The organism is Luteibacter sp. NPDC104163, assembly GCF_055584245.1.
Map to the genome: position 1 here is coordinate 277703 of NZ_JBVJMK010000002.1, position 25195 is coordinate 302897.

The 25195-nt window shown below is 66.7% G+C and carries 19 protein-coding genes; 13 read left to right on the forward strand and 6 right to left on the reverse strand.

Annotated features, from left to right (window positions below; genetic code table 11):
* Positions 1–314: 314 nt before the first annotated feature.
* From ACZ6YI_RS04370 to ACZ6YI_RS04380, 3 genes are read right to left on the reverse strand one after another with little or no spacing between them, the layout of a single operon-like run.
* Positions 315–1235 (reverse strand): oxygenase MpaB family protein, encoded by a 921-nt coding sequence (locus tag ACZ6YI_RS04370; RefSeq protein WP_465777575.1) that lies wholly within the window; start codon positions 1233–1235, stop codon positions 315–317.
* Positions 1236–1237: 2 nt separating this feature from the next.
* A complete protein-coding gene (locus tag ACZ6YI_RS04375; protein WP_465777576.1) occupies positions 1238–2200 on the reverse strand; it encodes a CorA family divalent cation transporter in 963 nt (320 codons plus the stop codon).
* A gap of 60 nt (positions 2201–2260) precedes the next feature.
* On the reverse strand, positions 2261–2686 hold the full coding sequence (locus ACZ6YI_RS04380; protein WP_465777577.1) for an OsmC family protein: 426 nt from the start codon (positions 2684–2686) through the stop codon (positions 2261–2263).
* Positions 2687–2812: 126 nt separating this feature from the next.
* On the opposite strand from ACZ6YI_RS04380, the gene ACZ6YI_RS04385 reads away from it, so the two are divergent.
* The 4 genes from ACZ6YI_RS04385 to ACZ6YI_RS04400 all read left to right on the forward strand — a co-directional run bounded on the left by ACZ6YI_RS04385 (position 2813) and on the right by ACZ6YI_RS04400 (position 10179).
* Entirely contained in the window at positions 2813–3103 is a 291-nt protein-coding gene (locus ACZ6YI_RS04385; protein ID WP_440329022.1) for a GNAT family N-acetyltransferase, read from the forward strand.
* A 150-nt stretch (positions 3104–3253) separates the two neighbouring features.
* A complete protein-coding gene (locus tag ACZ6YI_RS04390) occupies positions 3254–5308 on the forward strand; it encodes a S9 family peptidase (RefSeq protein ID WP_465777578.1) in 2055 nt (684 codons plus the stop codon).
* 247 nt (positions 5309–5555) lie between these two features.
* Entirely contained in the window at positions 5556–7100 is a 1545-nt protein-coding gene (locus tag ACZ6YI_RS04395; protein ID WP_465777579.1) for a putative bifunctional diguanylate cyclase/phosphodiesterase, read from the forward strand.
* Between the two features lie 94 nt (positions 7101–7194).
* Positions 7195–10179 (forward strand): ligand-binding sensor domain-containing protein, encoded by a 2985-nt coding sequence (locus ACZ6YI_RS04400; protein ID WP_465777580.1) that lies wholly within the window; start codon positions 7195–7197, stop codon positions 10177–10179.
* A gap of 217 nt (positions 10180–10396) precedes the next feature.
* Here the strand turns inward: ACZ6YI_RS04400 and ACZ6YI_RS04405 are convergent, their stop codons facing one another.
* Both ACZ6YI_RS04405 and ACZ6YI_RS04410 read right to left on the reverse strand, forming a co-directional pair.
* Positions 10397–11563 carry a M35 family metallo-endopeptidase gene (locus tag ACZ6YI_RS04405; RefSeq protein WP_465777581.1) on the reverse strand — a complete coding sequence of 389 codons (1167 nt, stop codon included), beginning with the start codon at positions 11561–11563 and terminating at the stop codon, positions 10397–10399.
* Positions 11564–11817: 254 nt separating this feature from the next.
* Positions 11818–12300: a YajQ family cyclic di-GMP-binding protein gene (locus ACZ6YI_RS04410; RefSeq protein WP_247427502.1), complete on the reverse strand. Its 483-nt coding sequence runs from the start codon at positions 12298–12300 to the stop codon at positions 11818–11820.
* An 89-nt stretch (positions 12301–12389) separates the two neighbouring features.
* On the opposite strand from ACZ6YI_RS04410, the gene ACZ6YI_RS04415 reads away from it, so the two are divergent.
* The 4 genes from ACZ6YI_RS04415 (at position 12390) to ACZ6YI_RS04430 (ending at position 15756) form a co-directional block, all read left to right on the forward strand.
* A complete protein-coding gene (locus tag ACZ6YI_RS04415) occupies positions 12390–13565 on the forward strand; it encodes a BaiN/RdsA family NAD(P)/FAD-dependent oxidoreductase (protein ID WP_465777582.1) in 1176 nt (391 codons plus the stop codon).
* A gap of 14 nt (positions 13566–13579) precedes the next feature.
* Positions 13580–14458, forward strand: a complete 879-nt coding sequence (locus ACZ6YI_RS04420; RefSeq protein ID WP_465777583.1) for an NAD(P)-dependent oxidoreductase — start codon at positions 13580–13582, stop codon at positions 14456–14458.
* A 99-nt stretch (positions 14459–14557) separates the two neighbouring features.
* Positions 14558–14839 (forward strand): hypothetical protein, encoded by a 282-nt coding sequence (locus ACZ6YI_RS04425; protein WP_440325057.1) that lies wholly within the window; start codon positions 14558–14560, stop codon positions 14837–14839.
* 62 nt (positions 14840–14901) lie between these two features.
* A complete protein-coding gene (locus ACZ6YI_RS04430; RefSeq protein WP_465777584.1) occupies positions 14902–15756 on the forward strand; it encodes a dimethylarginine dimethylaminohydrolase family protein in 855 nt (284 codons plus the stop codon).
* Positions 15757–15759: 3 nt separating this feature from the next.
* On the opposite strand, the gene ACZ6YI_RS04435 is transcribed toward ACZ6YI_RS04430, so the two are convergent.
* Complete coding sequence (locus ACZ6YI_RS04435; RefSeq protein ID WP_440325060.1) at positions 15760–16635, reverse strand: PhzF family phenazine biosynthesis protein; 876 nt, start codon at positions 16633–16635, stop codon at positions 15760–15762.
* A 127-nt stretch (positions 16636–16762) separates the two neighbouring features.
* Between ACZ6YI_RS04435 and ACZ6YI_RS04440 the strand changes: the two genes are divergently transcribed.
* The 5 genes from ACZ6YI_RS04440 (at position 16763) to ACZ6YI_RS04460 (ending at position 25046) form a co-directional block, all read left to right on the forward strand.
* Entirely contained in the window at positions 16763–17371 is a 609-nt protein-coding gene (locus ACZ6YI_RS04440) for a rhomboid family intramembrane serine protease (RefSeq protein ID WP_440325062.1), read from the forward strand.
* A gap of 163 nt (positions 17372–17534) precedes the next feature.
* On the forward strand, positions 17535–18449 hold the full coding sequence (locus ACZ6YI_RS04445) for a hypothetical protein (protein ID WP_465777585.1): 915 nt from the start codon (positions 17535–17537) through the stop codon (positions 18447–18449).
* 108 nt (positions 18450–18557) lie between these two features.
* Positions 18558–19175: a hypothetical protein gene (locus ACZ6YI_RS04450; RefSeq protein ID WP_465777586.1), complete on the forward strand. Its 618-nt coding sequence runs from the start codon at positions 18558–18560 to the stop codon at positions 19173–19175.
* 82 nt (positions 19176–19257) lie between these two features.
* Entirely contained in the window at positions 19258–21588 is a 2331-nt protein-coding gene (locus ACZ6YI_RS04455) for a DNA internalization-related competence protein ComEC/Rec2 (RefSeq protein ID WP_465777587.1), read from the forward strand.
* A 164-nt stretch (positions 21589–21752) separates the two neighbouring features.
* Entirely contained in the window at positions 21753–25046 is a 3294-nt protein-coding gene (locus tag ACZ6YI_RS04460) for a GH92 family glycosyl hydrolase (RefSeq protein ID WP_465777629.1), read from the forward strand.
* Positions 25047–25195: the final 149 nt, after the last annotated feature.

Here is a 25195-nt window from a genome sequence, read left to right on the forward strand (position 1 = left end):
GAACCCATCCTCCCCCGAGAAGGCCCCCTGTGAGCCCTGGTGATCGCGACGCGCGAAGGAGCCGGTGGGCTCCCCAGCAAGTTATAGCGACCGGAAAGCCGATAACTTTAGTGCAAATTCTCGCGGAATGGTGAGAACTGTGAACTGAGTCGCACGCGGCGGCCTTCACATACGGCGCTAGCCCCTGTAAGGACGCGGCGTGTTGTGGGAGCGTGTTGTGGGGGCGTGCTGTGGGAGCGTGCTTGCACGCGATGGGTGCTAGCGGCAGCGTCAATCGCGCGCAAGCGCGCTCCCACAAGTGCGGCTGGGGCAGGTCACCGTGCGGGCCAAGTCGTGAGCAGCCCCCGATCCACCCCAACCCGGTGACACGATCGCGTCGCGACCCCATCGGTCAGGGCCGCGCGGAACAGCGGCGCCATGCCGCGTAGCGTTCGCGCCGCGACGCGGCCCTTGATCTGGTCGGCCGGGCTGCGGCGTAGCAGCTCGCTCGCCCAGGGTGGCAGCAGGTAGGCGCCGGCGTGGAGGAAGATGTCGCGTGACAGGCCGGCGAGCGGGACGGGCAGGTCCAGGTCGGCGAGCACCTCGAGGACGACGCGGGTGCGCTCGGTATAGGCGAGGGTGGGGATCACGCTGCGCACGTAATCGTCCAGGGCCGCGACGGAGCCGGGGACATCGCGGGCGCCCAACGCCTCCGCGATGCGCCGGGTTTCATTGAAGTAGGCATCGGCCGCCGCCGGCGGCACCTCCATCGGGCCATAGGCGCGGAAGCCGGCCAGGAAGCTGGACATCTCGCTCACGTGCACCCAGGTGAGCAGGTCGGGGTCATCGGCGGTGTAGGGCACGCCCGCCTCGTCGACGCCGCGCACCTGCGCGTGGATCGTGCGGACCCGTTCGATCATGGCCTGCGCTTCGTGCGTGGGCGCGTAGGTCGTGCCGCCCACGAACGTGGTGGTGCGGCGCAGCCGGCCGACCAGGTCCCCGCGGAAGTTCGAATGGTCCCACACGCCAGCCAGCGCACGGGGATGCAGCGTCTGCAGGTACAGCGCGCACAAGCCACCCGCCAGCATCCCGCAGAAATCGTTGTGGATGCGCCAGGTGACCGAGTTCGGCCCGAACAGGCCGGGGTCGCCGACGGGGCGTTCATAGTCGATGCCGCCGGAAGGGGGCTTCGGGAAGGCGGTCATCACCCAGCGCCGGATCGGCGCGGTCGCGGGGCGGAGCAGGTTGCGCAGCATGCTCAGTCCCCCGACCACCACCCGCGCCATTTAAAGAACAGCACCGGCAGGATCATGCTGACGATGATCACCAGGATGGCGAGCGGATAGCCCCAGTGCCAGTTGAGCTCGGGCATGTACTTGAAGTTCATGCCCCAGATGCCGGCGAGGATCACCGGCGGGATCGTCGCCACCGAGGTGACGGTCAGCACCTTCATCACATGGTTCTGGTCGGTGCTGATGAAGCCCAGCGTCGCATCCAGCAGGAACTGCAGCTTGTTGGTGAGCTGGTCGTCGAATTCATCGAGCGTGCGCAGGTCGTGCTCCACCACGCGCAGGCGGACCTCCACCGCTTCGCTCATCCATTCCGGCTTCTTCGCACGCACGAACGAGACGATGCGCTGGACGCCCAGCATCGACGAGCGGTTGCGCGCCTGCATGCCCTCCAGTCGGCCGACCTCGAGCATGCAATCCCGCAGCACGGGCGTGCCAAGCCGTTCCGGGGTAAACACGCGGTCGGAGAGCTTCTTCAGCTCGGCCGAGACATCCTCCATGCGCTGCGCGCCCAGGTTCACGATGGCCTCGATCAGCGTGGCCAGCACGTCCGCGCTGGATTCCCAGTTCTGGTGGGTGCAGCTCTCGTTGGCCAGGTCGAACGCGGGCGATTCGCTGAAGCGCAGTGTCATCAGCACGTGGTTGGTCACCACGATGCCGACGGGCTGTGACGCGTGGCCGTTGTTGGTGTCCGCGAAATAGGGGATCGACAGGTACATCGCGTCGTCATCCGTGCGGATGCGGCTCGACATCGCGAGGTTCACGATGTCCGAGCGCTCGGGCACGCGTAGCCCGGTGATCTCGGCGGCGCAGCGGCGCTCGTCCTCGCTCGGTTCCAGCAGGTCGATCCAGATCGGCGCGTCGGGGCGGCCCATCCCTGGCGTCCAGACGGTCGCGCGTTCGTGTTTGCCGTGTTCGTGGATGATCAGCACGTGTGGTCGTTACCCTGGCAGCCGGATGCGCCGCCGGGCGAACCCGGCGGCGCGGGCAGTTTACGCTTCCAGCGTGGCGTCCATGGTGATCTCGGCCTTCAGGACCTTCGACACCGGGCAGCCTTCCTTCGCCTGCTTCGCGATCTCGGTGAACTTCGCCTGGTCGGTGCCGGGCACCTTCGCCTTGGTGGTCAGGTGGACCTTGGTGATCGAAAAGCCTTCGCCATCCTTCGCCAGCGTGACGTCGGCCTTGGTCTCGATGCGGTCGGCGGTGAGGCCGTTGTCACCCAGCATGAGCGAGAGGGCCATGGTGAAGCACGCCGCGTGCGCGGCGCCCAGCAGCTCCTCCGGGTTGCTGCCCGGGCCATCCTCGAACCGGGATGCGTAGCCGTAGGGTGCATCCTTCAGTACCCCGGTCTGGCTCGAGATGAGCCCCTGGCCTTCCTTGATGTTGCCCGTCCAGACTGCCTTGCCCCATTTCTGCATGATGCTTCTCCGTTGGGTGTTGGATTGTGGTGGTGAAGGCGCGCATGCTCTGTCATCGATAAAGCTAACGCCCCGGCCATCGACAGAATGCGAAGGGGCGGCCGAGATGGCTTGGAGAGAACGACGATGAGTGCAGACCCGAAACCCCTGGAAATCACCCACGACCGTGCGAACACCGTGTTCCTGGCGACCGTGGACGGCCACGAGTGCGAGCTCGATTACCGCCTGGAAGGCAAGACCATGGTCATCACGCATACCGGGGTACCCGAGCCGGTCGCCGGCCGCGGCATCGCCAACCTGCTGACCCGCAAGGCGGTGGACGTGGCCTGCCACAACGGCTGGAAGATCCACCCCGCATGTTCCTACGCCGTGCGCTGGTTCGAGCGGAATACGGAGTACAAGAACCTGCTGGTTTGACGGGCCCTTCCTTGTGGGAGCGCGCTTGCGCGCGATGGGTGGTGGCGCAAGCACCCATCGCGTGCAAGCACGCTCCCACAGCGCGCTCCCACAACCCGGCGGACGTGGTGTGGTAGGTTTCACCGCTCCTACACGTCCTGAGCCCAAACGATGCGTACAACCTGGATCGCCGCAGCCATCGCGCTTGCCTGTGTCACCGCTGCACAGGCCGAGCCGGCCCCGAAAGCCGACGACCCGCGCATCGCCGCGATCCTGGAAAGCCTTGGCAAGGTCCGCACGGTGGAGTCCGTGGCGATCTCGCCGGATGGCAAGCACCTGGCCTGGGCGGTGAAGACCGACGGCAAGCCCGTGCTGCAGGTCGCCGATGTGGACGGGCGCAACGCCCGCCGGGTAACCGCCACGAAGGGTTGCAGCGAAACCAGCGTCGCCTGGGCACCCGATTCGAAGCACCTCGCCTTCCTCTCCGATTGCGGCGGCAAGGGCGCCGGCGTGGAAGAGGGCAAGCAGAACGATATCCAGGTGGTCGATACCACCAGCAAGGCCGCGGCACAGCGCCTGACCCACCTCACCGGCTACGTCAGCAGCCTGGCCTGGTCGGCCGACGGCAAGCAGCTGGCCTTCCTCTACGTGCCTAACGCCACGCGCCGTGCCAGCGCCACCGCCGCGGCCAAGCCGCAGCTGGGCGAGATCGGCGTGGAGGGCCTGGAGGTGCAGCAGGTCGCGACCGTCGGCGCCTCCGGCGGCCCGGTGCGCGTCCTCACCCCGGCCGGGCTGCACGTTTACGAATATGCACTTTCGGCCGACGCCAAACGCATCGCCTACGTCGCCGCCGAGCCGCCGGGCGATAACAACTGGTGGATCGCCAAGCTTTACGTCCAGCCCGCCACCGAAGGTGCCAAGGGCAATGTCATCGTCGATACCAACGCCCTCAAGGGGCCGCTGAAGGACCTGCAGATCGCCGTGCCGCGCTTCTCGCCGGACGGCTCGCGCATCGCCTTCATCGGCGGCCTGATGAGCGACCAGGGCTCCACGGGCGGCGACATCTGGACCGTGCCTGCCAACGGCGGCACCCCGGAAGACATCACCCCCGATATCCACACCACGCCGGCCTGGCTGTCGTGGGCGGCGGATGATCGCCTCGTGGTCTCCGAGCAGGTGGCCGGCGCGAGCCGCGTCACCAGCTATGCGGTGCCGGCGCAGGGTGCGGCTACCCCCACCACGCTGTTCGACCTGCCGATGTCGCTGGGCGACGGCCGCCTCTCCATGTCGCTTTCGCTGACCCAGGACCAGAGCCACGCCGCGTTCGTCGCCAGCAGCTTCGACAAGCCCTACGAAGTGCACGTTGCCGACCTCGGCGCGAAGTCGGCCCCGGTCGCGGTCACGTCCTTCAACGCCGGCCTGAAGCCGTCGTGGGGCAAGGCCGAGTCGATCACCTGGAAGAACGAAGGCCATGACGTCCAGGGCTGGCTGCTGTACCCGGCCAACTACGACCCGGCGAAGCGCTACGGCATGATCGTCTCGATCCACGGCGGCCCCGCCGCCGCCGTGCTCCCGCGCTGGCCCAACGCCGGCTACGGTGCGGCGCCGCTCTCGGCGCTCGGCTACTTCGTGTTCATGCCCAACCCGCGCGGCAGCTACGGGCAGGGCGAAGCCTTCGTCCAGGCCAACCGCAAGGATTTCGGCTACGGCGACCTGCGTGATGCCCTGGCCGGCGTGGATACGATCGAGAAGACCCACCCGGTCGACGACAAGCGCCTGGGCCTCACCGGCTGGAGCTACGGCGGCTTCATGACCATGTTCGCGGTGACCCAGACCGACCGCTTCAAGGCCGCGGTGGCTGGCGCGGGCATTTCCAACTGGCAGAGCTATTACGGCCAGAACCTGATCGACCAGTGGATGAAGCCGTATTTCGGCGCCTCGGTGTATGACGACCCGGGCGTCTACGGCAAGAGCTCGGCCATCAACTACATCAAGCACGTGAAGACCCCGACGCTCGTGGTGGTCGGCGAGCGCGATGCCGAGACCCCGGCGCCGCAGTCGTTCGAGTTCTGGCACGCCCTGCGCGCCCAGGGCGTGCCGACCTCGCTGATCGTCTACCCGGGCGAGGGCCACGGTTTTGCCCGCGACGCCAGCCGCCGCGACGTGCTCGCACGGGCCCTGGCCTGGTTCGACACCTACCTGGCCGCCCCGGCCAAGGGACGCTGATCCGGGGTACGACGAACGGCACGGATTGCGTTTTTCCGCTAAGGCAGCATCATGCGTGCTGGGCCCGCCAATCTCACCGAATGTGAAGACGGCGGGACCCGGCGTGGCGGGGGCATTAAAGTTGCGGGTGCCCACGGCCGATAAGCCGGAGATGAGTCGTACCTTGCCCGGGCTCTCCCCAGGCTCCCGGTGAGGTCACAATGGTTGGTTGGTCCCAGCGCCTGGCAAAGCCAGGCCGGAGCGAGGCGTGCTGACAATTAGCGTCGAAAACGGCATACGCCATGCCGTCTCGAACTGCGCACGCTGGCCCCTCGCGGGGCCGGACGGCAACAGCTGCTCGGGATTCAGCACCAGCGGCGCCGGGCTCGGCTGGCTGGTCTCGCTGGTGGTGGTCTTCGCGGTGGCCTCCATCGTCATCACCATGCTGGTCACCCAGCGCCGCAAGCTCCACGCCCGCCTGAAGGATCCACGCGAGGAAGCGCGCCGGGCCCTGGCCTTCCATGCCTACCACGACACCCTGACGGGGCTGCCCAACCGGGCGTTCCTCATGCGCGAGCTGGAAGAGGCGCTGGCCGACGGCCGCGACGCCATGCTGGCGGTGATGTTCATCGACCTCGACGGCTTCAAGTCGATCAACGACACCCTGGGCCACGAAGCGGGCGATACCTTCCTGCGCGCCGTGGCCACCTCGCTTCGGAGCAGCGTCCGCGAGCGCGACACCGTCTCGCGCTTTGGCGGCGACGAGTTCGTCGTGGTGGTCAAATCCTATGGCGGCATGGAAAACCTGGTCCGGGTGTGCCGCAAGGTGCTCGACCTCGTTTCGCAGCCGGTGAACGTGGCGGGCCAGCTCGTCGCGGTCAGCCCCAGCATCGGCGTGGCCATTGCGCCGCAGGATGGCAAGGAAGCGGACAGCCTGATCCGCAACGCCGATGCCGCCATGTATGCGGTGAAGGAAACCGGCAAGGCCGATTTCCGTTTCTATGAAGAAGGCATGCTCGAGGCCGCCCGCGAGCGCCTCGCGCTGACCGTCGAATTGCGCGAGGCCCTGCAGCGCGGCGAACTGGATGTCGAGTACCAGCCCAAGCGCCACCTGCACGACGGCAGCCTTGCCGGCGTGGAGGCGCTGGCGCGCTGGCACCACCCGGTGCGCGGCGATGTCCCGCCGAGCGTCTTCGTGGCCGTGGCCGAGCGTTCCGGCCTGATCCATGGCCTCGGCGAATACGTGTTGCGCGCCGTGCTGGCCCAGGTCCAGGCCTGGGACAAGGCGGGCCGCCACGTGGATTACGTGGCGATCAACCTTTCGATGCACGAGCTCAGCCGCCCGGCCTTCGTCGAGACGCTGCACCGCGTGGTCCGCTCGTTCGGCGTCGACCCCACGCGCATCCGCTTCGAGCTCACTGAATCCACGGCCATGCGCGAGCCCGAGGAGACCCTTCGCCAGCTGGTGAAGCTGCGCTCGCACGGCTTCGACCTGCTGATCGACGATTTCGGTGCGGGTTACTGGAACCTCAGCCACCTGCGCGAACTGCCCGTCGGCACGATCAAGATCGACCAGAGCTTCGTCCGCGGCAGCGACTCGAACCTGGCCGATCGCGAGATCACCGAGGCTATTGTCGGGCTCGCCAAGAAGCTGAACATGCGGACCATCGCCGAAGGCGTGGAAACCGAAGCGCAGGCCGACTGGCTGCGCGGCCTTGGCTGCGACATCGGCCAGGGCTATTTCTTCGCTCGCCCCATGACGGCCGATGCGTTCAGCCGTTACCTCGACCCTTCGATGGCTTATGCAGGCTGAACGTCCGCACTGGCCCTTCCGCTTTCTGTCGTGGCGTGCCCTTCTTGTTGTCTTTGTCACCTCTGTGTTGTGGGTGGGTATCTCGCATGCACAGGTGGCGCCGAAAGTCGGTGTCGATCCGTGGGCGGCGTATGAGACGGCCTGGTTCGATACCGTAGGCGTCACGGACGGCCTGCCGCACTCGACGACCACGGCGATCGTGCAGGACAAGGCCGGCGTCATCTGGATCGGCACCTTCGGCGGCCTGGCGCGCTACGACGGCTACCGCATGCAGGTGTTCGGGCAGGAACCCGATTCCTACGGCGGCGCGGTGCTCCCCGATGCCTACGTGCGCGCGCTGATGCCGCTCGACGATGGCGGCCTGCTGGTAGGCACCAACGCGGGTGGGTTGCTGCGCTTCGATCCGAAGACGGTCCGCTTCCATCTTTATCCGGTGGGGAAGGGCGGTACCTCGAACGGCAAGGTGTTCGCGATCGCACGCTCGCACGATCCCGACGTGTTCTGGATCGCCACCGAAGGGGGCCTCGACCGCCTGCAACTTTCGACCGGCGAGATCACGCACGTGTCGGGCCAGCCCGGCGACGATCCGTCGATGGTCCGGCGTACGTTCGCGGTCAGCGAGGACCGCGCCGGCAACCTGTGGGTCGGCCTGGATAACGGCGTGTTCGTGCGCAAGCCGGGCGGCCATTTCGAACGGATCATCTCCGGCGATCCGGAAATCGACTCGATCCTGCACGACCAGGTCTGGGCGTTGTACCAGGACAGCAAGGACAGGATATGGATCGGTACCGGGCAGTCGGGCGCGGTATACGTCACCGCGGACTGGCATGCGCGTGCGGTCGCCGGGTATTCCGGGAAGACCGGCCTGGCACGCCGCCGCACCATCCGCGCCTTCCGTGAAACGCCCGAGCACGTGCTGTGGGCTGCGACCGACGGTGCGGGCGTCGTCACCTACGATTTCAACACGGGGCAACTGCGCGCGCTTTCGCACGACGCGGCCATGGCCTCGTCGCTGCCGGGCGACATCACCCGCGATATCTTCCAGGACCGGACCGGCAACATCTGGGTCGCGACCGAGCTGGGCGCGGCGCACTACGACCCGAACGGCCGCAAGGTGTTCTCGGTGCTGCCGTCGCCGCTGCAATCACACACCCTCTCGAACGCCAACGTGCACTCGGTGTTCGTCGACCCGCGCGGCCGGATCTGGCTCGGCCTGGGCATGGGCCGCATCGACGTGCTCGATCTCGCCAGCGGCGGCATGCGCCACCTCCAGCTGGGCGGTGAACAGGCCGAGCGCGACGTGCAGGCCTTCGTCGTCGCGCCCGATGGGTCGATCTGGGCGGGCGCCCAGGGCGTATCGCGGATCGATCCGAACACCTTCGCCCTGCAGAGCTCGATGATCCCGAGCCTGGATGGCCGGCTCATCCTCTCCATGCAGCGCGACGGGAACGACCTGCTCATCGGCACGTACGATGGCCTGTTCCGCTACGACACTGTCTCCCGCGCGCTGCGGCAGATGCGCCACGACGACAAGGATCCGCGCAGCCTGGTCGGCGACCAGGTGCGGCACATCGTGCGCATGGCGCATTCGTGGTGGTTCGCAACCATCAGCGGCATCAGCGTCGCGTATGACGGCGAGCCAGGCTTCGTGAATATCCGCCACGAGCCGGCGGACCCGAAGAGCCTGCCGCAGGATTACACCGGCTCCATGGCGTTCGATTCGCACAACCGCTTGTGGCTGGGCACGTTCGGCGGCATCGCCTACCTGGATGATTTCCAGGAGCGCGGGCCGTTCCGTTTCGGCGTGATCGGCGCGCGCGAGGGCCTGGTCAATACGAAGATCAACGCGCTGCTGGTGGACCACGATGACCGCGTGTGGGCGTCGATGGCCAACGGCGTGGCCATGGTCGACGCGGCGAGCCATCGGGTGTTCGACCTGGGCATCCGCGATGGCCTACGCATCCCGAGCTACATCCACCGCGCCGCGGCCGAAGCACCCGGCGGCGAGCTGATGTTCGGCGGCCTGGGCGGCCTGACCGTGGTGCGCCCGTACTGGGTCGCGCCGCAGATGGCGTCGCCGCGCCTGGCGGTCACGCATATCGCCATGAATGACAAGTCCGTGCCGCTGGCCCAGCTGCCGGACGAGAACGGCAGGATCAAGCTGGACGGCGACGGCCGTAACCTGCGCGTGGATTTCGCGTTGCTCGATTACCGTGCGCCGCAGGAAACCCATTACGCGTACCGCATGGACGATACGGATACGGCGTGGAACGAGGTGGCGCGCGGGATTCCGCCGAGTGCGATCTACACGAACCTGGCCAGCGGCACGTACACGCTGCGCCTGCGCGCGACGATGCGTGGGCTGGACGCGCGGACGATCGAGACATCGGTGCGGGTGGAAGTCGTTCCGCGCTGGTATGAGAGCCCGTGGACCCTGCTGCTTGGCGTCGCGGTGGCCGTGGCGATGTTCTTTGGCCTGGTCTACCTGCGCACGCTGTACCTGCGCCGCCGCGCGGAGTTGCTGCAGGCCCAGGTGGAAGCGCGTACGCGTGACCTGAAGGCGGCGAATGAGCGGCTGGATCACCTGGCGGGTACCGACGAGCTGACCGGTTCGTTGAACCGCCGCCGGTTCCTGGAGCAGGCGGAGCGGGTGCGCCAGGGCGCGGCGACGGATGGCATCCCGTTCAGCATGGTGTTGCTGGATATCGATGACTTCAAGACGGTGAACGATACGTTCGGCCACCTCGCGGGTGATACGGTGATCCGCGAGACGATGCGGGTGATTTCGTCGATGTGCCGCGCGGATGACCTGGCGGGCCGCTTCGGCGGCGAGGAGTTCATCCTGTGCCTGCCGGGCGCACTGGCGGAACATGCGCTGGATATCACCGAGCGCGTGCGCCATGCACTGGCGTCGCAGGTGATCGTCCACGGCGATTACAGGATCCGGATCACGGTGAGCGCGGGCGTCGCGATGTGGCGCGCGCCGGAGTCGTTGAACTCGCTCCTTGGCCGCGCTGACGAAGCGCTTTACGAAGCAAAGAACGACGGGCGTAACCGTAGTCGTATCGCTAGCCTTTAAAGCAGAGCGAGACCCGTGGGAGCGCGCTTGCTCGCGATTGGGGCTGGCCGAACGCTCGAATCGCGCGCAAGCGCGCTCCCACGGCGAATCGTTAGTCGCGGAAAGTCTCGAGCTGCAGCGGCAGTTCAAAGTCGGCCTTATGGAGCAGGGCAATCGCAATGCACTTGCGTCGCAGTTGATCCTGCGCGGCGATTAACGCATCCGCACTAACAATCACTTATGGTGTCCCCTCGTGCGAAGAAATATCCGGTGCTTCGTAGGGCGTGGTGTCAGTGAAGAAAAACTCGAAGTTGTCGGCATTGCGTACAGCGGTCGACCGTCTTTCTTTAGCCAATTTCTCTGCCTCGATCCGGCCGTACTCGAAGTCGTCGGTACCGGGATAAAACGTGTTGAAGTGCGAAAGCTCGTGCATCACTGAGCCTGCTTGCGATGCGTACGCCGCAAATTTAGGAAGTGTGAAGAACCTGGGGCAGTAGTAAATCCTATAAGGCTCATCCTTCACGACGTGCGCGGCTGTGTTGGGGTCAAAACCTGGGCACCCGCATTGGGCGTCAAGCTTGCTCGCGTTCATCCGTTTCACGGTGGCCACCACTGTCTCGAGAGCGCGTGCATTATCGTTTAGACCCCAGTCGTCGGAAGCGCGGTTTGCCTCCGAGTCATCATGCACTCCGAACCATCGCGTGTATCTCGCATGGGGTGTGAAGCGATAAACGAGTTTTCCGTGCTCGATATGCGCCGTATAGCGCGATTCCATTGCAGTTTCCGCTGCGTAAAGCCTCCGTTGTGCCTCTGCACGAGCGCCGAGGATTGCCATATTTTGGTCGTCGGTGCACGTTAAGTCTTGGTCACTCGGCGGTGCTATTCGAGTAGCGACGGCGGTCTCGAAGAAAATGGTGATCTGGTTTGCAACGGCGCGCGCTTGCGTTGGCTTCAAGAACGATGCTCGTTCGGCTGAGGAGGTCACGTAGGCGTCGGGCTCGCTGTCGAGGTTCAGTTCGTAGTCGACGGTATAGAGGCTGTTGGGAAGAAATTTATACTCGGGCGCAAGGTCGATTTCCTTGGTCAGGACTTCGCCCGGTGATATCAGTCGAAAGGTGCTCATGGTCGGCGGGCCGAAGGTGATCGACTGCCCACGGTACGGCACCTCGTGCCCCTGTTCGTCGGTGATTTTGAACAGGTTGCGAGGAAGGCGTCCGCCGGTCTCCACGAAAGGAGTGTTCAGTTTCATGACGTGAACTGGTGCGTCCCCGGAGTTCGTCATTGTTACGAGGATCCTGCCTCCGGGTGTATCGGGACTTGCGGCTTTGAGCATTACCTCGATGCGGCCAGCCGCGGCCGCGCGGTCAGGCGTCAGACTGGTGAAAATCAGCGTCGCAACCGTCATGCATCTCATTAGTGTTGAACTCAAACCCATGCACATCTCCCATATCCACGCCGGGGTGGCGTGGGACGGGAGAAATCTAGGCAAGTGATCCGAGAGTGGGAATGAGACCAGTCTGAAAAATGCGTGGATTTTTTCAGATGTTTCGGAGTACGACGGTCTGTACGTGATCCTAGGGTACGTAAGTGCGGCGGAAGTCCGAATCCGTACATTTGCGCCGGAGGCGCACTCCGGTACGGACGCGAAGGCGAGCCGCCTCAGTCGCGGAAATTCTCGAACTGCAGCGGCAGTTCGAAATCGGCCTTGCGGAGCAGGGCGATGGCGTCCTGGAGGTCGTCGCGCTTCTTGCCGGTGACGCGGATCTTCTCGCCGTTGATCTGCGCTTCGACCTTCAGCTTCGCTTCCTTGATCTTCGCGATGATCTTCTTCGCGACCGGCTGCTCGATACCCTGCTTCACGGTCACCTTCTGGCGGGCTTCGGCCAGGTTTGTTTCCACCTTGCCCACGTCCAGCGCGCGCACATCGATCTGGCGCGCGGCGAGGCGCGTGCGCAGGATCTGGTGGATCTGCTCGATCTGGAACTCGTTATCGGCCTTCTGCGTGATGACGCTGTCCTCCAGCTCGAACTTCGCCTTGGTGCCCTTCAGGTCAAACCGGTTCGAAACCTCGCGGTTGGCCTGGTCCACGGCGTTGCTCAGTTCGTGCTTGTCGACTTCCGAAACGATGTCGAAGGAAGGCATGGGGCAAATCCTCACATAGGGGTCACAGCCGACAAGTCTACGCGACCGGGCTACCATATGCGTTTGCACGACCAGGCAGGCCCCCACCCATGGAATACGACGCCATCGTCATCGGCGCAGGCGCCGCGGGCCTCATGACCGCCATCGTGGCCGGCCAGCGCGGCCGGCGGGTGCTGGTCCTCGACCATGCCAACAAGGCTGGCAAGAAGATCCTGATGAGCGGCGGTGGGCGCTGCAACTTCACCAATACCAACACCACCCCCGCCAACTTCCTCAGCCGCAACCCGCATTTCTGCAAGTCGGCCCTGGCCCGCTATACCCCGTGGCACTTCATCGACCTGGTCGAGAAGCACCGGATCAAATACCACGAGAAGAGCCCCGGCCAGCTGTTCTGCGACGAATCCTCCAAGCTCATCGTGCGCATGCTGCTCGACGAGTGTGCCGCCGCGGGCGTCCGCGTGGAGCTGAACACACCGGTGACCCGGATCAAGGCGGGCGAGGGTGGTTTTGGCTGCGATACGCCGCTGGGCCGGTTCAGCGCGCCGTCGCTGGTCATCGCCACCGGCGGGCTGTCGATCCCCAGCCTGGGAGCCTCCGGCTTCGGCTACGACGTGGCGAAGCAGTTTGGCCATGCCGTGCTGCCGGTACGCGCGGGGCTCGTCCCGCTCACGCTCAGCGGCAAGCACCAGGAACGCTACGATGGCCTGGCCGGCGTGGCCCTGCCGATCGAGGCGCGAGCCGACGGCACGAGCTTCCGCGATGCCATGCTGTTCACCCACCGCGGCATCAGCGGGCCGGCGATCCTGCAGATCTCGTCGTACTGGGAGCCGGGCGTGGACCTGCGCCTGAACCTGCTGCCAGGCATAGACGCCTACGAAGCGCTGCGCGAGGGACGGGAGGAGCGCCCGGCGGCCGAGTTCCGCACGGTGCTCTCGAGCCTGCTGCCGCGCCGCCTGGCGGAGCGGTTGTGCGAGGTGTGGCTGCCGAGCAAGCCCATGCGCCAGTACCGTGACGCCGAATTGAAGGACATCGCGGCACAGTTGCAGGACTGGCCGCTGGTCGCCAGCGGCACCGAGGGCTATCGCACCGCCGAGGTCACGCTGGGTGGCGTGGATACCGACGAGGTGTCCTCGGCGACCCTCATGTCCAAACGCCAGCAGGGCCTGTATTTCGTCGGCGAGGTGCTCGACGTCACCGGCCACCTGGGTGGCTACAACTTCCAATGGGCCTGGGCCTCCGGCCACGCCGCGGGCCAGGCCGTCTGACAGGAGCATCCGCTATGCGTATCGGTTTTATCGGGCTGGGCAGCATGGGCGCGGGCATGGCCGCGAACCTGATCAAGGGTGGCCACGACGTCACCGTGTGGAACCGCACGGCGTCGGTGGCCGAGCCGCTGAAGGCGCAGGGCGCGAAGGTTGCCGCCTCGCCGGCCGAAGCGGTGCAGGGCGCCGAGGTGGTCCACAACATGCTGGCCAACGATGCCGCAGTGCGTGAGGTCATCCTCGGCAGCGTGCTGCCGGTGCTGGCCGAGGGCACGATCCACGTGAACCACGCCACGATCTCCGTGGCCCTGGCGCAGGAGCTCGCGGAAACGCACAAGGCGCGTGGCGTGGGTTTCGTCTCGGCCCCCGTCTTCGGGCGGCCCGAGGTCGCGGCGGCCGGCCAGCTCAACCTGCTCGCGTCGGGCGCGCCGGCCGACGTGGCGCGCGTCCAGCCGTTGCTGGAGCTGCTCGCGGCGAAGGTCTGGCCGCTGGGCGACGACCCCATCCGCGCGGCGGTGGTGAAGATCGGCGGCAACTTCCTGATCGGCGCGGCCATCGAGAGCATGGCCGAGGCGGCCGCACTGACCCGTGCCCACGGCGTGGACGCTAAGGATTTCCTCGAGGTCATGCAGAACACGCTGTTCCCGGCGCCGGTTTACAAGATCTACGGCGGGATGATCGCCGCGGACCGCTACGAGCCCGCGGGCTTCAAGCTCAGCCTGGGTTTCAAGGACGTGGGGCTGGCACGCGCGGCCGCCGAGGCGAAGCGGGTGCCCATGCCCGTGGCCAGCGTGCTCCACGATGCCATGCTCGAGTCGCTGAACCGGGGCGATGGCGACCTGGACTGGGCAGGCCTGGCCCGGGTGGCCGCGGCGCGGGCCAACCTCAAGGGCTGAGTCGTAAGCTCGTTTTTAGCACGTCTTCACAATCGCTTGGCCGCCGGGTTGGCGACAATCGGGCGGCACGCTGTTGTGCGGCTTCCCAGGCGAGAGAACATGACCGCAAGCTGGAAAACGGTGTACGAGGGCCAGCACGAAGGCCGGGCGGTGACCGTACGCGAATCGCAGGACGGTACGTACAAGGTGCTCACGAAGCAGACGGTGCACGACGAGGGCATCGCCTACCAGGACGGCAACCGCTTCGTGCACGTCTCCCCCGCCAGCGTGGGCGAGCAGGTGGAGAGCGAGGTGAACTCCCGCGATTCGCTCGAAGAGGCCCTGAAAGAGCTGCACTTCTCCTCGGCCACCGTCTCGGCGATCGTCGACGGCCTGCGTTGACGGGAAGCCCGGCGTTTCTGCCATGATGGGGGCTCGTTCCCCCATCCAGGCGCTTCCCGTCCATGGCAGAAACGACCCCGACGTACGAGCGCACCGTGCCGCGCATCCTGATGTGCGAGCCCACGTTTTTCGAGGTCAGCTACGTCATCAACCCATGGATGACGAGCCATGTACACGACACCACCGCCGAGCGCGCCCAGCGCCAGTGGGATGCCCTGCGCGAGACCGTGCAGCGCCACGCCGATGTCGTCATCCAGCCGGCCGCCGCCGGCCAGCCCGACATGGTCTTCGCGGCCAACGCGGGGCTCGTATTCGGCAACAGCTTCGTACCCAGCCGTTTCCGCTACGACGAACGCAAGGGGGAGGAGCCGCACAACCACGCCTACTTCGCCCGGCATGGCTTCGACGTCGTCGAGCTTCCCGAAGGCGTCTTCTTCGAAGGCGCGGGCGATGCACTGTTCGATCGCGGCACCAGCCGGCGCTTGTGGATGGGGCATGGCCACCGCTCCGACCTCGAAGCGGCGCCAGCCCTGGCCCGCCTGCTCGATATCGAGGTGTTGCCGTTACGGCTCGCCGACCCGCGGTTCTATCACCTGGATACCTGCTTCTGCCCGCTGGCGGACGGCTACACCCTGTATTTCCCCGCGGCGTTCGATGCGGACTCGCTCGCGCTGATCGAGCGGCACGTGCCGCCGGCGGAGCGGATCACCGTGGATGAGCACGATGCCGTGGCGTTCGCCTGCAACGCGGTGAACCTGGGCCGGGTGCTGATCCTCAACCGGGCCAGCCCGGACCTGCGTGCACGGCTGGAGGCCGCCGGGTTCATGGTGATCGAGGTGGCCCTCGACGAATACATGAAGTCCGGCGGCGCCGCGAAGTGCCTGACCCTGCGCCTCGATGAGGCGATGGACGCCTGAGCGTCAGGCGTCGCGCCAGTCGACCACGCCATCGATGATGGTGTTGGTCCGGCCGCCGACCCAGACGTGTTCGCCATCGATGCGGATGATGATCCGCGCATCGTGGCCCACTTCGCGCCCCTGGCTCACGACATAGCCCTTGGCGAGGGCACCGCTGGTGTCGTGCGAAGCGACATAGGCCGCGATGAGGCCGTTGGCGGCACCGGAGGCGGGATCCTCGACGATGCCGACACCCGCGGGGAACGCGCGGACGGCAAGGCCTTCCGGCGTGCGCGCGAAGATGCAAAGCCCCAGTGTGTCGGTGGCCAGGGCCAGCGCGCGGATCGCCGCATGGTCCGGACGCCAGCCGCGCAGCGCCGCCTCATCGGCGAATTCCGCCAGCCACCAGCGCCGCCCGCCTTCGACGCACGCCGGCTTGAGCGCGCCCAGGGCCACGCCATAGAGCACGCTCGAGAGGCTTTCGCCACCGCGCGAGGCATCGCCGACCACGCGGGCCTTGGGCGACTGGACGAACAGCTCGCGGCTGGCACCGCTGCCTTCCACGAGGATCGGCAGCACGCCCGCGCCACACTCCTGCCACACCACGCCGGCGGCATCCGGCGTAATCAACCCGGCATCCAGCGCGGCATGCGCGCTGCCAATGGTCGGGTGGCCGGCAAAGGGGATCTCCTTGCTGGGCGTAAAGATCCGCGCCCGATAATCGGCACCTTCGGCGCGCGCAGGGAGGAGGAAGGTGGTTTCGACCAGGTTGGTCCAATGGGCGAAGCGCTGCATGCGCTCGTCCGACCAGCCCTGGGCATCGATCACCACGCCAAGGGGGTTACCGCCACCATGGCGGGCGGCGAAAACATCGAGCTGCTTGTATCGGATGGGGGACATCGTCGGGTGGGAGCAGGGGGAAGTCGTGAATAATAGCCCCCATAAGGGGCGGGGCGGGGTTCACAAGGCGGTGCGATGCCGCCAAGATGCGCGCTGGTTAGCCGTTTCCAGGACGCAGTACCCGCGCATGATCACTACGATCCTCATTATCCTCGTGACCTGTGTGGTCTCGTTCATTGCCCTGCAGAACCGTCGCCTCATGGATGACCTGGTGCTGTGGCCACCGGCGATCACCCGCAGCCGCGAGTATTACCGGCTCGTGAGTTACGGCCTGGTCCACGCGGATTTCGGCCACCTGTTCTTCAACATGCTCACGCTGTTCTTCTTCGGGCGGGCCATGGAGCAGTTCTACACCAGCCTGATGGGGCCGCTGGGTTTCGTTACGTTCTATATCGGCGCGCTGCTCTGTTCGATCCTGCCGACCTATATCAAGAACCGGAAGAACGCCGGCTATACCAGCCTCGGCGCGTCGGGCGCGGTCTCGGCGGTGTTGTTCGCCTTCGTGCTGTTCGCCCCGTGGTCGCGGATCCTGGTCATCGTCATTCCCATGCCGGCCATTCTTTACGCCATCCTTTTCGTCGTCTATTCGATCTACATGGATCGCCGCGGCGGCGATAACGTGAACCATGGCGCGCACCTGTGGGGGGCCGCTTACGGCGTCATTTTCACCATTGCGCTGCAGCCCGGTGTACTCACGCACTTCATCAATACTGTCTCGCAACCCGGCGGTTTCTGATTCGGAACTGAACTTTTCCGACAAATTGATGTGACTTCGGGCGATACCTGTTACATCATCCGACTACCGGATTCCAAAGATCACCCAGATCATCCGGCATGCACGCGGGTTTCCCCGCTGGGGGGCGGTTCGCGTCGGCTACTACCGCAGGAGGAGTTAGCGCATGGCAACCACCCGTAAGTCTGCCGCGAAGAAATCCACGGCGAAGAAATCGGCTTCGAAGAAATCCGTAGTGAAGAAGGCGGCAGCCGCGAAGAAGGCTGCACCGAAGAAGGCCGCCCGCAAGGTCGCCCGCCCGGCGGCGAAGAAGGCGGTGAAGAAGACGGCCGCAAAGAAGACCACGGCGAAGAAGGCCGCGGTAAAGAAGGCGGCGCCGAAGAAGGCGACGCGCAAGACGGCCGCCCGCAAGGCCGCCGTGAAGAAATCCCCGGCGAAGAAGGCCACCGCGAAGCGGAGCGCCGCGCCGAAGAAGGCGGCCCGCAAGGTCGCGCGTCCGGTCGCGAAAAAGGCCGCGCCGAAGACCGCAGCCCGCAAGGCGGCCGCGAAGAAGGTTGCCGTGAGGCAGTCGCCGAAGACCGCCTCCGCCAAGGCTGCCGCTAAGAAGGTCGTCGTGCGGCCCTCGCCGAAGACGGCGTCCGCCAAGGCCGCGGCAAGCAAGGTCGCCGTGAAGCCGACGCCGAAGACGGCGGCCGCGAAGACCGCTGCGCGCAAGGCACCGGCGAAGAAGACGGCGCCGAGCCAGGCCCCGGTAAAGAAGACGGCGGCACCGGTCGCCGCGCCGGCGAAGAAGGCCGCCCGCACCGCGCCGCGTCCGCGTCCCGCGGCAAAGCCGGCCGCACCCGCCGATGAGCCGGTGCAGCACATTACCCAGGAAGAAGCGGTAGCGCATATCCAGGCGCTGCTCGAAGCGAAGAAGGAGCGCGACCGCCAGCCGCCGTCGTGGCCGTCCGGCGATCGCAATGGCAACCCGGGCACGCAGGCCGGCAACGAGACCGATGCGCCGAAGGTGCCGTCGCCGGAAGCCAGCTACGCGAATGCGTCGCACGAGCGCGGCGACCAGCAGAAGAACAAGGGCTGATCCAGGTCGGCTGAATGAAGGGAAAGGGCCGCTTTCGCGGCCCTTTCTTTTTTAGCGCGCGTTCAAAGATGGCGGCGCAGTGTGGGAATCACATCACCGAGGCCCACCATGCGCCGACTCTCGTTGTCATTGCTGGCATTACCTGCCTGTCTTGCGCTCTCCGGCTGTTACTACGATCCGGATTACGGGTACGTGCGCAATGCATCGGGTGGCGATGCGTATTACGGGACGGAAACGACGACGACGGTGGTTTCGGGTGGGGTCGGTTATGTCGATTCCCCCGGTTACGGTTATTACGGCTACGGGCCGGGCTGCTGTTACGGCGGCACCACGGTGATCTACCGCGATGGCTACGGGCGCCGTTATTACGGCGATCGTTACGGTCATGGCCGGCCGCCGCCGGGAGGCTGGAACCACGGGCCGCCGCCGGGCCGTGGCGATGGCAACTGGCACGGGCGTCCGCCGCCGCCGGGCGGCTGGGGATCGCGTGGTGACGATCATGGGCCGGGGCGGCCGAATCCACCGCCTGGCGGTTGGCACGGGGGCGATCGTCCGTCGCCACCGCCGGGTGGATGGCATGGCGGTGGAGATCGACCGTCGCCACCGCAGGGTGGCTGGCGCGGTAGTCGCTCGTCGCCCTCGCAGGGCGGCGGCGTATCGCGGCCGATGCAGGGCCCGCGTGGTCGTGACCCGGATCGGGGCGCGGGCCGCAATCACAACGACTGAGCTACGCCTACACACGCCGCGGCGCGCGCTGACGTTCGGTGTCGGGCCATTCCTGGGATGCGTCGACCTACGCTGGTGAACCTTGTCTGGTTCGCAGGTCGACGTGTCGTTTCGCGCTCCTTCGCTCACCGTTTGCACCATCGCCGTCGTCGCGCTGGCGGGCTGCGCGGTGCCGCAGGCCTTGCCCACCTTGCCTTCGTGGCCCGTGACATGCGTGGCGGCAGGGGTGGCCTTGCTCTGCCTGATGATGCGCCGGTGGCCATGGTTGCGGCTGCCGGCGATCGCCGTGCTCTTCGCCTGCTGGGCATCGCTGCACGCGAGCCATCGACTCGGTGCCAGGCTTGCCCATGCGCTGGAAGGGCAAGACCTCGTGCTTACTGGGCGTATCGCCGATCTGCCACGACGGCAGGGTGGGGATGTCTCGTTCCTCTTCCAGCCGCTGCCGCGCGCGGGCGAACCGCGGCTGGCCGGGCCGGTGCGGCTCACCTGGTATCGCGCGGCACAGGTACCGTCGGCGTGTGATACGTGGCGTTTCTCCGTGCGCCTGCGGCGGCCGCACGGGGTGGTCAATCCAGGCGGATCCGACGCCGAGCGGGCCGCGTTGCTGAAGGGCATCGTCGCGACCGGCTATGTCCGTGCCTCGCCGGTGAACGCGCGTGTCGCGGGCGGCCACTGTGTTGACGGGTGGCGCGATGCCATCGGCCAGCGCTTCGATGAAGCGCTGGGTGCGCGCGAATCGCGCATGCTGAAAGCCCTCGCGATCGGCGACACGCGTGGTCTCGACGCGGCCGACTGGGATATCGCCCGTGCCACGGGTACCTCGCATCTCATCGCCATCTCCGGCTTCCATATCGGCGTGGCCGCCGGTGGTGGCGTGGCGATCGTGCGGGGCCTGTACCTGTGGCTACCCTGGCTGGCGACCCGCGTGCCGCGGCGCATCGCCCAGGCGGTGCTCGGCCTGGGCGTGGCGCTGGCTTACGGGCTGGCTGCCGGCATGGGACTGCCCACCGTGCGCGCGCTGTTGATGGTGGCGGTGCTTGTCGTTGCGGCTGCGATGCGTCGTCGGGCGGGAGGTCTCTCGCTGCTGTCGCTGGCATTGCTGGCCGTCCTGGTGGTCGATCCGCTCGCCGTGCTCTCGGCCGGCTTCTGGCTGTCGTTCGCCGGCGTCGCGTTTCTCATGGCCTGTGTCGCACCAGTGCGCGATGGCTGGCGGGGCTGGCTGAAGGCAATGCTGCGCACGCAGGCACTCATGAGCGTGGCCTTGCTGCCCATGGCGCTCTGGTGGTTCGGGAGTGCATCGCTGGTGTCGTTCGCGGCGAACCTGATCTCGGCGCCTGTGGTGAGCTTCGCGATCATTCCGCTGGCGCTCATCGGAAGCGTCCTGTTGCCCCTGGGCCTTCCCGGTTCCGCGGTGCTGCAGATCGCCGCCTGGATCATGGACTGGCTCTGGCGCCTGCTGGCGCCCATGGCGGCGTGGCCTGGCGCGCAGCTGTCGGTGGCGGATGCAGGCGTGTGGCCCGCGATGCTCGCGACCGCGGGAGCGGCGTGGGCGTTCGCACCGCGCGGCCTGCCGTTGCGGGGCTTCGCGCTGCTTTGTTTCCTGCCGTTGCTGTGGCCGGCACGGGAGCTTCCGCCACCCGGCGCCTTCCGCGCCTGGGTGCTCGACGTGGGGCAGGGGCTTGCCGTCCTGCTGCGCACGCGCTCGCACACCCTGGTCTACGACACGGGGCCCGACTTCGCGGGCGGGCATGACGCCGGTGCGGGCATCGTGCTGCCCTCCGTGACGGCGCTCGGCATCGGGCCGGTCGATGCGCTCGTGGTGAGCCACGGCGACAGGGATCACGCGGGCGGCGCGCGGGCGGTCGCGAAGCGCTATCCGGCGGCCGTGGTGTCTGCCGGTGAACCTGGGCGGCTGCCTTTTCCGTCCCGGCCATGCGCGGGGATGCCGCCGTGGTCATGGGATGGCGTCACCTTTCGCTTCTTGGCCGTGCCGCTCCCTGCCGCAGGCAAGGCCAAGGCCAATGAGCGCTCCTGCGTCCTCGCCGTGGAAGGTGCGGGCGGCCGCCTGCTGCTGACGGGCGACATCGGCGCGGCTTCCGAGGCGCGCATGGCGCCCGGCGAGCTGGCGTCCGTGCTGCCAACGGTTACGACCATCGCCCACCACGGCAGCCGGCACTCCTCGTCCGCGGCCTGGCTGCGCAAGGTGCGGCCGCGTATCGCCATCGCCGGTGCCGGCTGGCGCAACCGCTTCGGGCACCCGCATCCGCTCGTCGTCGACCGGCACGCGGCGATAGGCGCAGAGGTCTACGACACCGCGCGTAGCGGCGCGCTGCGTATCGATTTCCCCGCTGAGGGGTTACCACGTGTCAGCCGGGAGTGGCGCCGGCCCGCCAGCCGCTACTGGCGGGAATAGCGACGGGGGTCACAGCACCGCCCATCTGCTGCACTGCGGTTTGACAAGTTCGATTTAGAACGATTTAAATCCACGATTCATACCACTTAGGGGAACGGCGCGTGACGGAAACGAAGCTGGGATGGAGCAGGGCGGCGCTTGCGCTCGCGATCGCATCGGTGGTGATGCCGGCAGGTGTCCTGGCGGCCACGCCGGGGTTCCATAGCTCGTTCGAAGCCGGCGACCCGGCGCTTTCCACGGCGCCATTTGGCGGCCTGGACGTCCAGATCGCCGGCGGTCCGCCCAAGGACGTCGTGCTCACCGCGAAGCCGGATGTCGGCTTCACCGGCACCCACTCGCTGCACTACGCCGGCACCTCCACCGGTTCGCCCCTCACCGCGCGGCTGTTCGATGCCGCGGTTCCGGTGGCAGACGACACGGTGCTGTCGTGGCTGGTCTTCCCCCGCTCGAACGGCGATGACCTGAGCAACCCGGCGAACTACGTCAGCGTCGATGTCGTGTTCGATGACGGCTCGAAGCTTTCCACCAAGGGCGCGGTCGATCAGCATCGCGTGCCGGCGACGGCGAAGGGGCAGGGCCTCGGCCGCGTGCTCTACCCGGACCAGTGGAACTACGTCAGCGTGAACCTGGGCTCGGTGGCGAAGGGCCGCAAGGTGAAGTCGATCGAACTGGCGGCCGATGCGCCGTCCGGCAAGGCCTTCGAAGGCTGGATCGACGATATCCGGATCGCCGCGCAGCCGGCGTTCGTGAGCACCCACCCGACCGACTACGTCGATACGCGCCGTGGCACCAACGCCAACCCCAATTTCTCGCGCGGCAACAACTTCCCGGCCGCGGCGATGCCGCATGGCTTCAATTTCTGGACGCCGGTGACGAATTCCGGATCCAACTGGCTGTACCAGTACCAGGAACGCAACGGGCCGGATAACCGCCCGCGCATCGAGGCCTTCCAGGCCTCGCACGAGCCGAGCCCGTGGATGGGCGAGCGCCAGACCTTCCAGGTCATGCCGGCGCAGGCCGAAAGCGGCGCCCCGGCGCTGAAGCGCGAGACGCGCGCCCTGTCGTTCAGCCATGACGAGGAAACCGCGCACCCGGATTACTACGGCGTCCGTTTCGACAACGGCATCCGTACCGAGATCACGCCGACCGACCATGCGGCGATGTTCCGCTTCACCTTCACCGGCAAGCGTGCGCAGCTGATCTTCGACAACCTCAACGACAAGGCGTCCGTCACCCTCGACCCGGCTGGCCGCAGCATCCAGGGCTGGTCCGACGTGAAGAGCGGACTCTCCACCGGCGCCACGCGCCTGTTCTTCTACGCGGAATTCGACAAGCCGGTGGCCGAGAGCGGCCGCCTGACCGGCGAGAAGCGTGACGCGGCGTCGGCTTGGTTTGGTTTCGACACGACGAAGAAGGGCGGCAAGCAGGTGACGATGCGGATCGCAACGTCGCTGATCAGCGTCGACCAGGCCAAGGCCAACCTCGGCCAGGAAATCGCGGCGAACGATACCTTCGACAGCGTGCGCGAGCGCGCCCGCAAGGCATGGGACGACCGCCTCGGCCGCTTCCAGGTCGAAGGCGCGAGCCGTGACGAGCGCACCATCCTCTATTCGAACCTCTACCGCCTGTTCCTCTACCCGAACCAGGCCTACGAAAACACCGGTACGAAGGACGCCCCGAAGTGGCAGTACGCCAGCCCGTTCTCGGCGGCGACCGGTGCAAACACCGATACCCACACGGGTGCGCGCATCGTCGACGGCAAGCCGTACGTCAACAACGGTTTCTGGGATACGTACCGCACCGCGTGGCCGGCCTACACGCTGTTCACCCCGACTGAAGCGGGCGAGATGATCGACGGCTTCGTCCAGCAGTACCGCGATGGTGGCTGGATCGCGCGCTGGACCTCACCGGGCTATGCCGACCTGATGGTGGGGACCAGTTCCGACGTCGCTTTCGCCGATGCCTGGCTGAAGGGCGTGCGCAACTTCGATGTCGCGAACTTCTACCAGTCGGCGATCCGCAACGCTTCCACGGTGAGCACCGACGTGAAGGGTGCCGGCCGCAAGGGGATCGAGCGCTCGCTGTTCAACGGCTACACCGACGACAAGGTCGACGAAGGCCTTTCCTGGTCGACCGCCGGCTATATCAATGATTTCGGCATCGCCAACCTGGCCGATGCGCTGTCTAAGGACCCCCCGCACGGCGGCGACTACAAGCATTACGCCGATGATGCGCAGTGGTATCGCGGCCGTGCCCAGGGCTACGCCAACCTGTTCGACCCGGACGTGAAGTTCTTCGTCGCGCGTGATCCGGCCGGCAAGTGGCGCTGGAAGGCCAGCGAGTTCAACCCGACCCGCTGGGGCGGCGACTACACCGAGACCAACGCCTGGAACATGGCCTTCGACGCCCCGCAGGATGGCGCGGGACTGGCCGGTCTCTACGGTGGCCGCGAGCAGCTCGGCGCCAAGCTCGACCAGTTCTTCAGCACGCCGGGTACGTTCGACGTGGGCGACTACAAGGGCGTGATCCACGAGATGCTGGAAGCGCGCGACGTGCGCATGGGCCAGTACGGCCACTCGAACCAGCCGTCGCACCACATCATCTGGATGTACGACGAGGCGGGCCAGCCGTGGAAGACGCAGGACAAGCTGCGCGATGCGATGTCGCGCCTGTATGTCGGCAGCGAGATCGGCCAGGGTTACCCGGGTGACGAGGACAACGGCGAAATGTCGGCGTGGTGGATCTTCGGCGCCACCGGCATCTACCCGCTGCGCATGGGCACGCCGGAATACGTGATCGGCGCGCCGTACTTCCCGCACATGACCGTCAAGCTCGAGAACGGTGCCACGCTCGACATCCGCGCGCCGGGCGTGAGCGATACCAACCGCTTCGTGCAGTCGCTGAAGGTCAACGGCCAGCCGTGGACCAAGCTGACCCTGCCGCACGAGCTGCTGGCGAAGGGTGCGACGCTCGAGTTCACGATGGGTCCGGCCCCGTCCAACTGGGGCACCGGTGCCGAGGCGCTGCCGGGCTCGATCACGCCGGAAGGCGAGAAGCCCACGCCGTTCCACGATGTGCTGCAGGCGGCCGATCTCACCCTCGATGGGAAGAAGGGCACCGCGGTCGCCCCGGCGGTCGATAACGACTCGTCGACCGAGCTGGCGCTGCCCACGGGTAAGGCGGTGTTCGTCGACCGTCTCGCGAAGCCGGCGACCGTGGCGATGTACACGATCAGCTCCGGCGCGGAAGCGGCCGTGCCGGGTGCCTGGAAGCTGGAAGGCTCCACGGACGGCAAGCACTGGCAGGTCCTCGACCAGCGCCAGGGCGAAACCTTCCCGTGGCACCGCCAGACCCGGGCGTTCACCATCGCCACCCCGGGCAGCTACGCCCACTACCGTCTCACCCTCGATGGCAACGGCCCCGCCGCCGTCGCCGAGCTGGAGCTCCTGGCGAAATAAGCGTGTGGGAGCGCGCTTGCGCGCGATGGGTCTGGCGGCAAGCCCCATCGCGCGCAAGCGCGCTCCCACAGCCGCCCGGGGCTCGTCGGCGGGCGCCTACGTTCAGCCATTGTGAAGGCCTACTCAGTCCCCCAGCCGGGCCCTGCTAT

Bases quoted from the DNA above. Each gene is read 5' to 3' on its own strand.
- ACZ6YI_RS04435 (WP_440325060.1), bottom strand. From the start codon at position 16,635: ATGTCCCCCATCCGATACAAGCAGCTCGATGTTTTCGCCGCCCGCCAT.
- ACZ6YI_RS04445 (WP_465777585.1), top strand. From the start codon at position 17,535: ATGGCAACCACCCGTAAGTCTGCCGCGAAGAAATCCACGGCGAAGAAA.
- ACZ6YI_RS04420 (WP_465777583.1), top strand. From the start codon at position 13,580: ATGCGTATCGGTTTTATCGGGCTGGGCAGCATGGGCGCGGGCATGGCC.
- ACZ6YI_RS04390 (WP_465777578.1), top strand. From the start codon at position 3,254: ATGCGTACAACCTGGATCGCCGCAGCCATCGCGCTTGCCTGTGTCACC.
- ACZ6YI_RS04425 (WP_440325057.1), top strand. From the start codon at position 14,558: ATGACCGCAAGCTGGAAAACGGTGTACGAGGGCCAGCACGAAGGCCGG.
- ACZ6YI_RS04385 (WP_440329022.1), top strand. From the start codon at position 2,813: ATGAGTGCAGACCCGAAACCCCTGGAAATCACCCACGACCGTGCGAAC.
- ACZ6YI_RS04415 (WP_465777582.1), top strand. From the start codon at position 12,390: ATGGAATACGACGCCATCGTCATCGGCGCAGGCGCCGCGGGCCTCATG.
- ACZ6YI_RS04410 (WP_247427502.1), bottom strand. From the start codon at position 12,300: ATGCCTTCCTTCGACATCGTTTCGGAAGTCGACAAGCACGAACTGAGC.
- ACZ6YI_RS04460 (WP_465777629.1), top strand. From the start codon at position 21,753: ATGCCGGCAGGTGTCCTGGCGGCCACGCCGGGGTTCCATAGCTCGTTC.
- ACZ6YI_RS04450 (WP_465777586.1), top strand. From the start codon at position 18,558: ATGCGCCGACTCTCGTTGTCATTGCTGGCATTACCTGCCTGTCTTGCG.
- ACZ6YI_RS04380 (WP_465777577.1), bottom strand. From the start codon at position 2,686: ATGCAGAAATGGGGCAAGGCAGTCTGGACGGGCAACATCAAGGAAGGC.
- ACZ6YI_RS04370 (WP_465777575.1), bottom strand. From the start codon at position 1,235: ATGCTGCGCAACCTGCTCCGCCCCGCGACCGCGCCGATCCGGCGCTGG.
- ACZ6YI_RS04430 (WP_465777584.1), top strand. From the start codon at position 14,902: ATGGCAGAAACGACCCCGACGTACGAGCGCACCGTGCCGCGCATCCTG.
- ACZ6YI_RS04440 (WP_440325062.1), top strand. From the start codon at position 16,763: ATGATCACTACGATCCTCATTATCCTCGTGACCTGTGTGGTCTCGTTC.
- ACZ6YI_RS04405 (WP_465777581.1), bottom strand. From the start codon at position 11,563: ATGACGGTTGCGACGCTGATTTTCACCAGTCTGACGCCTGACCGCGCG.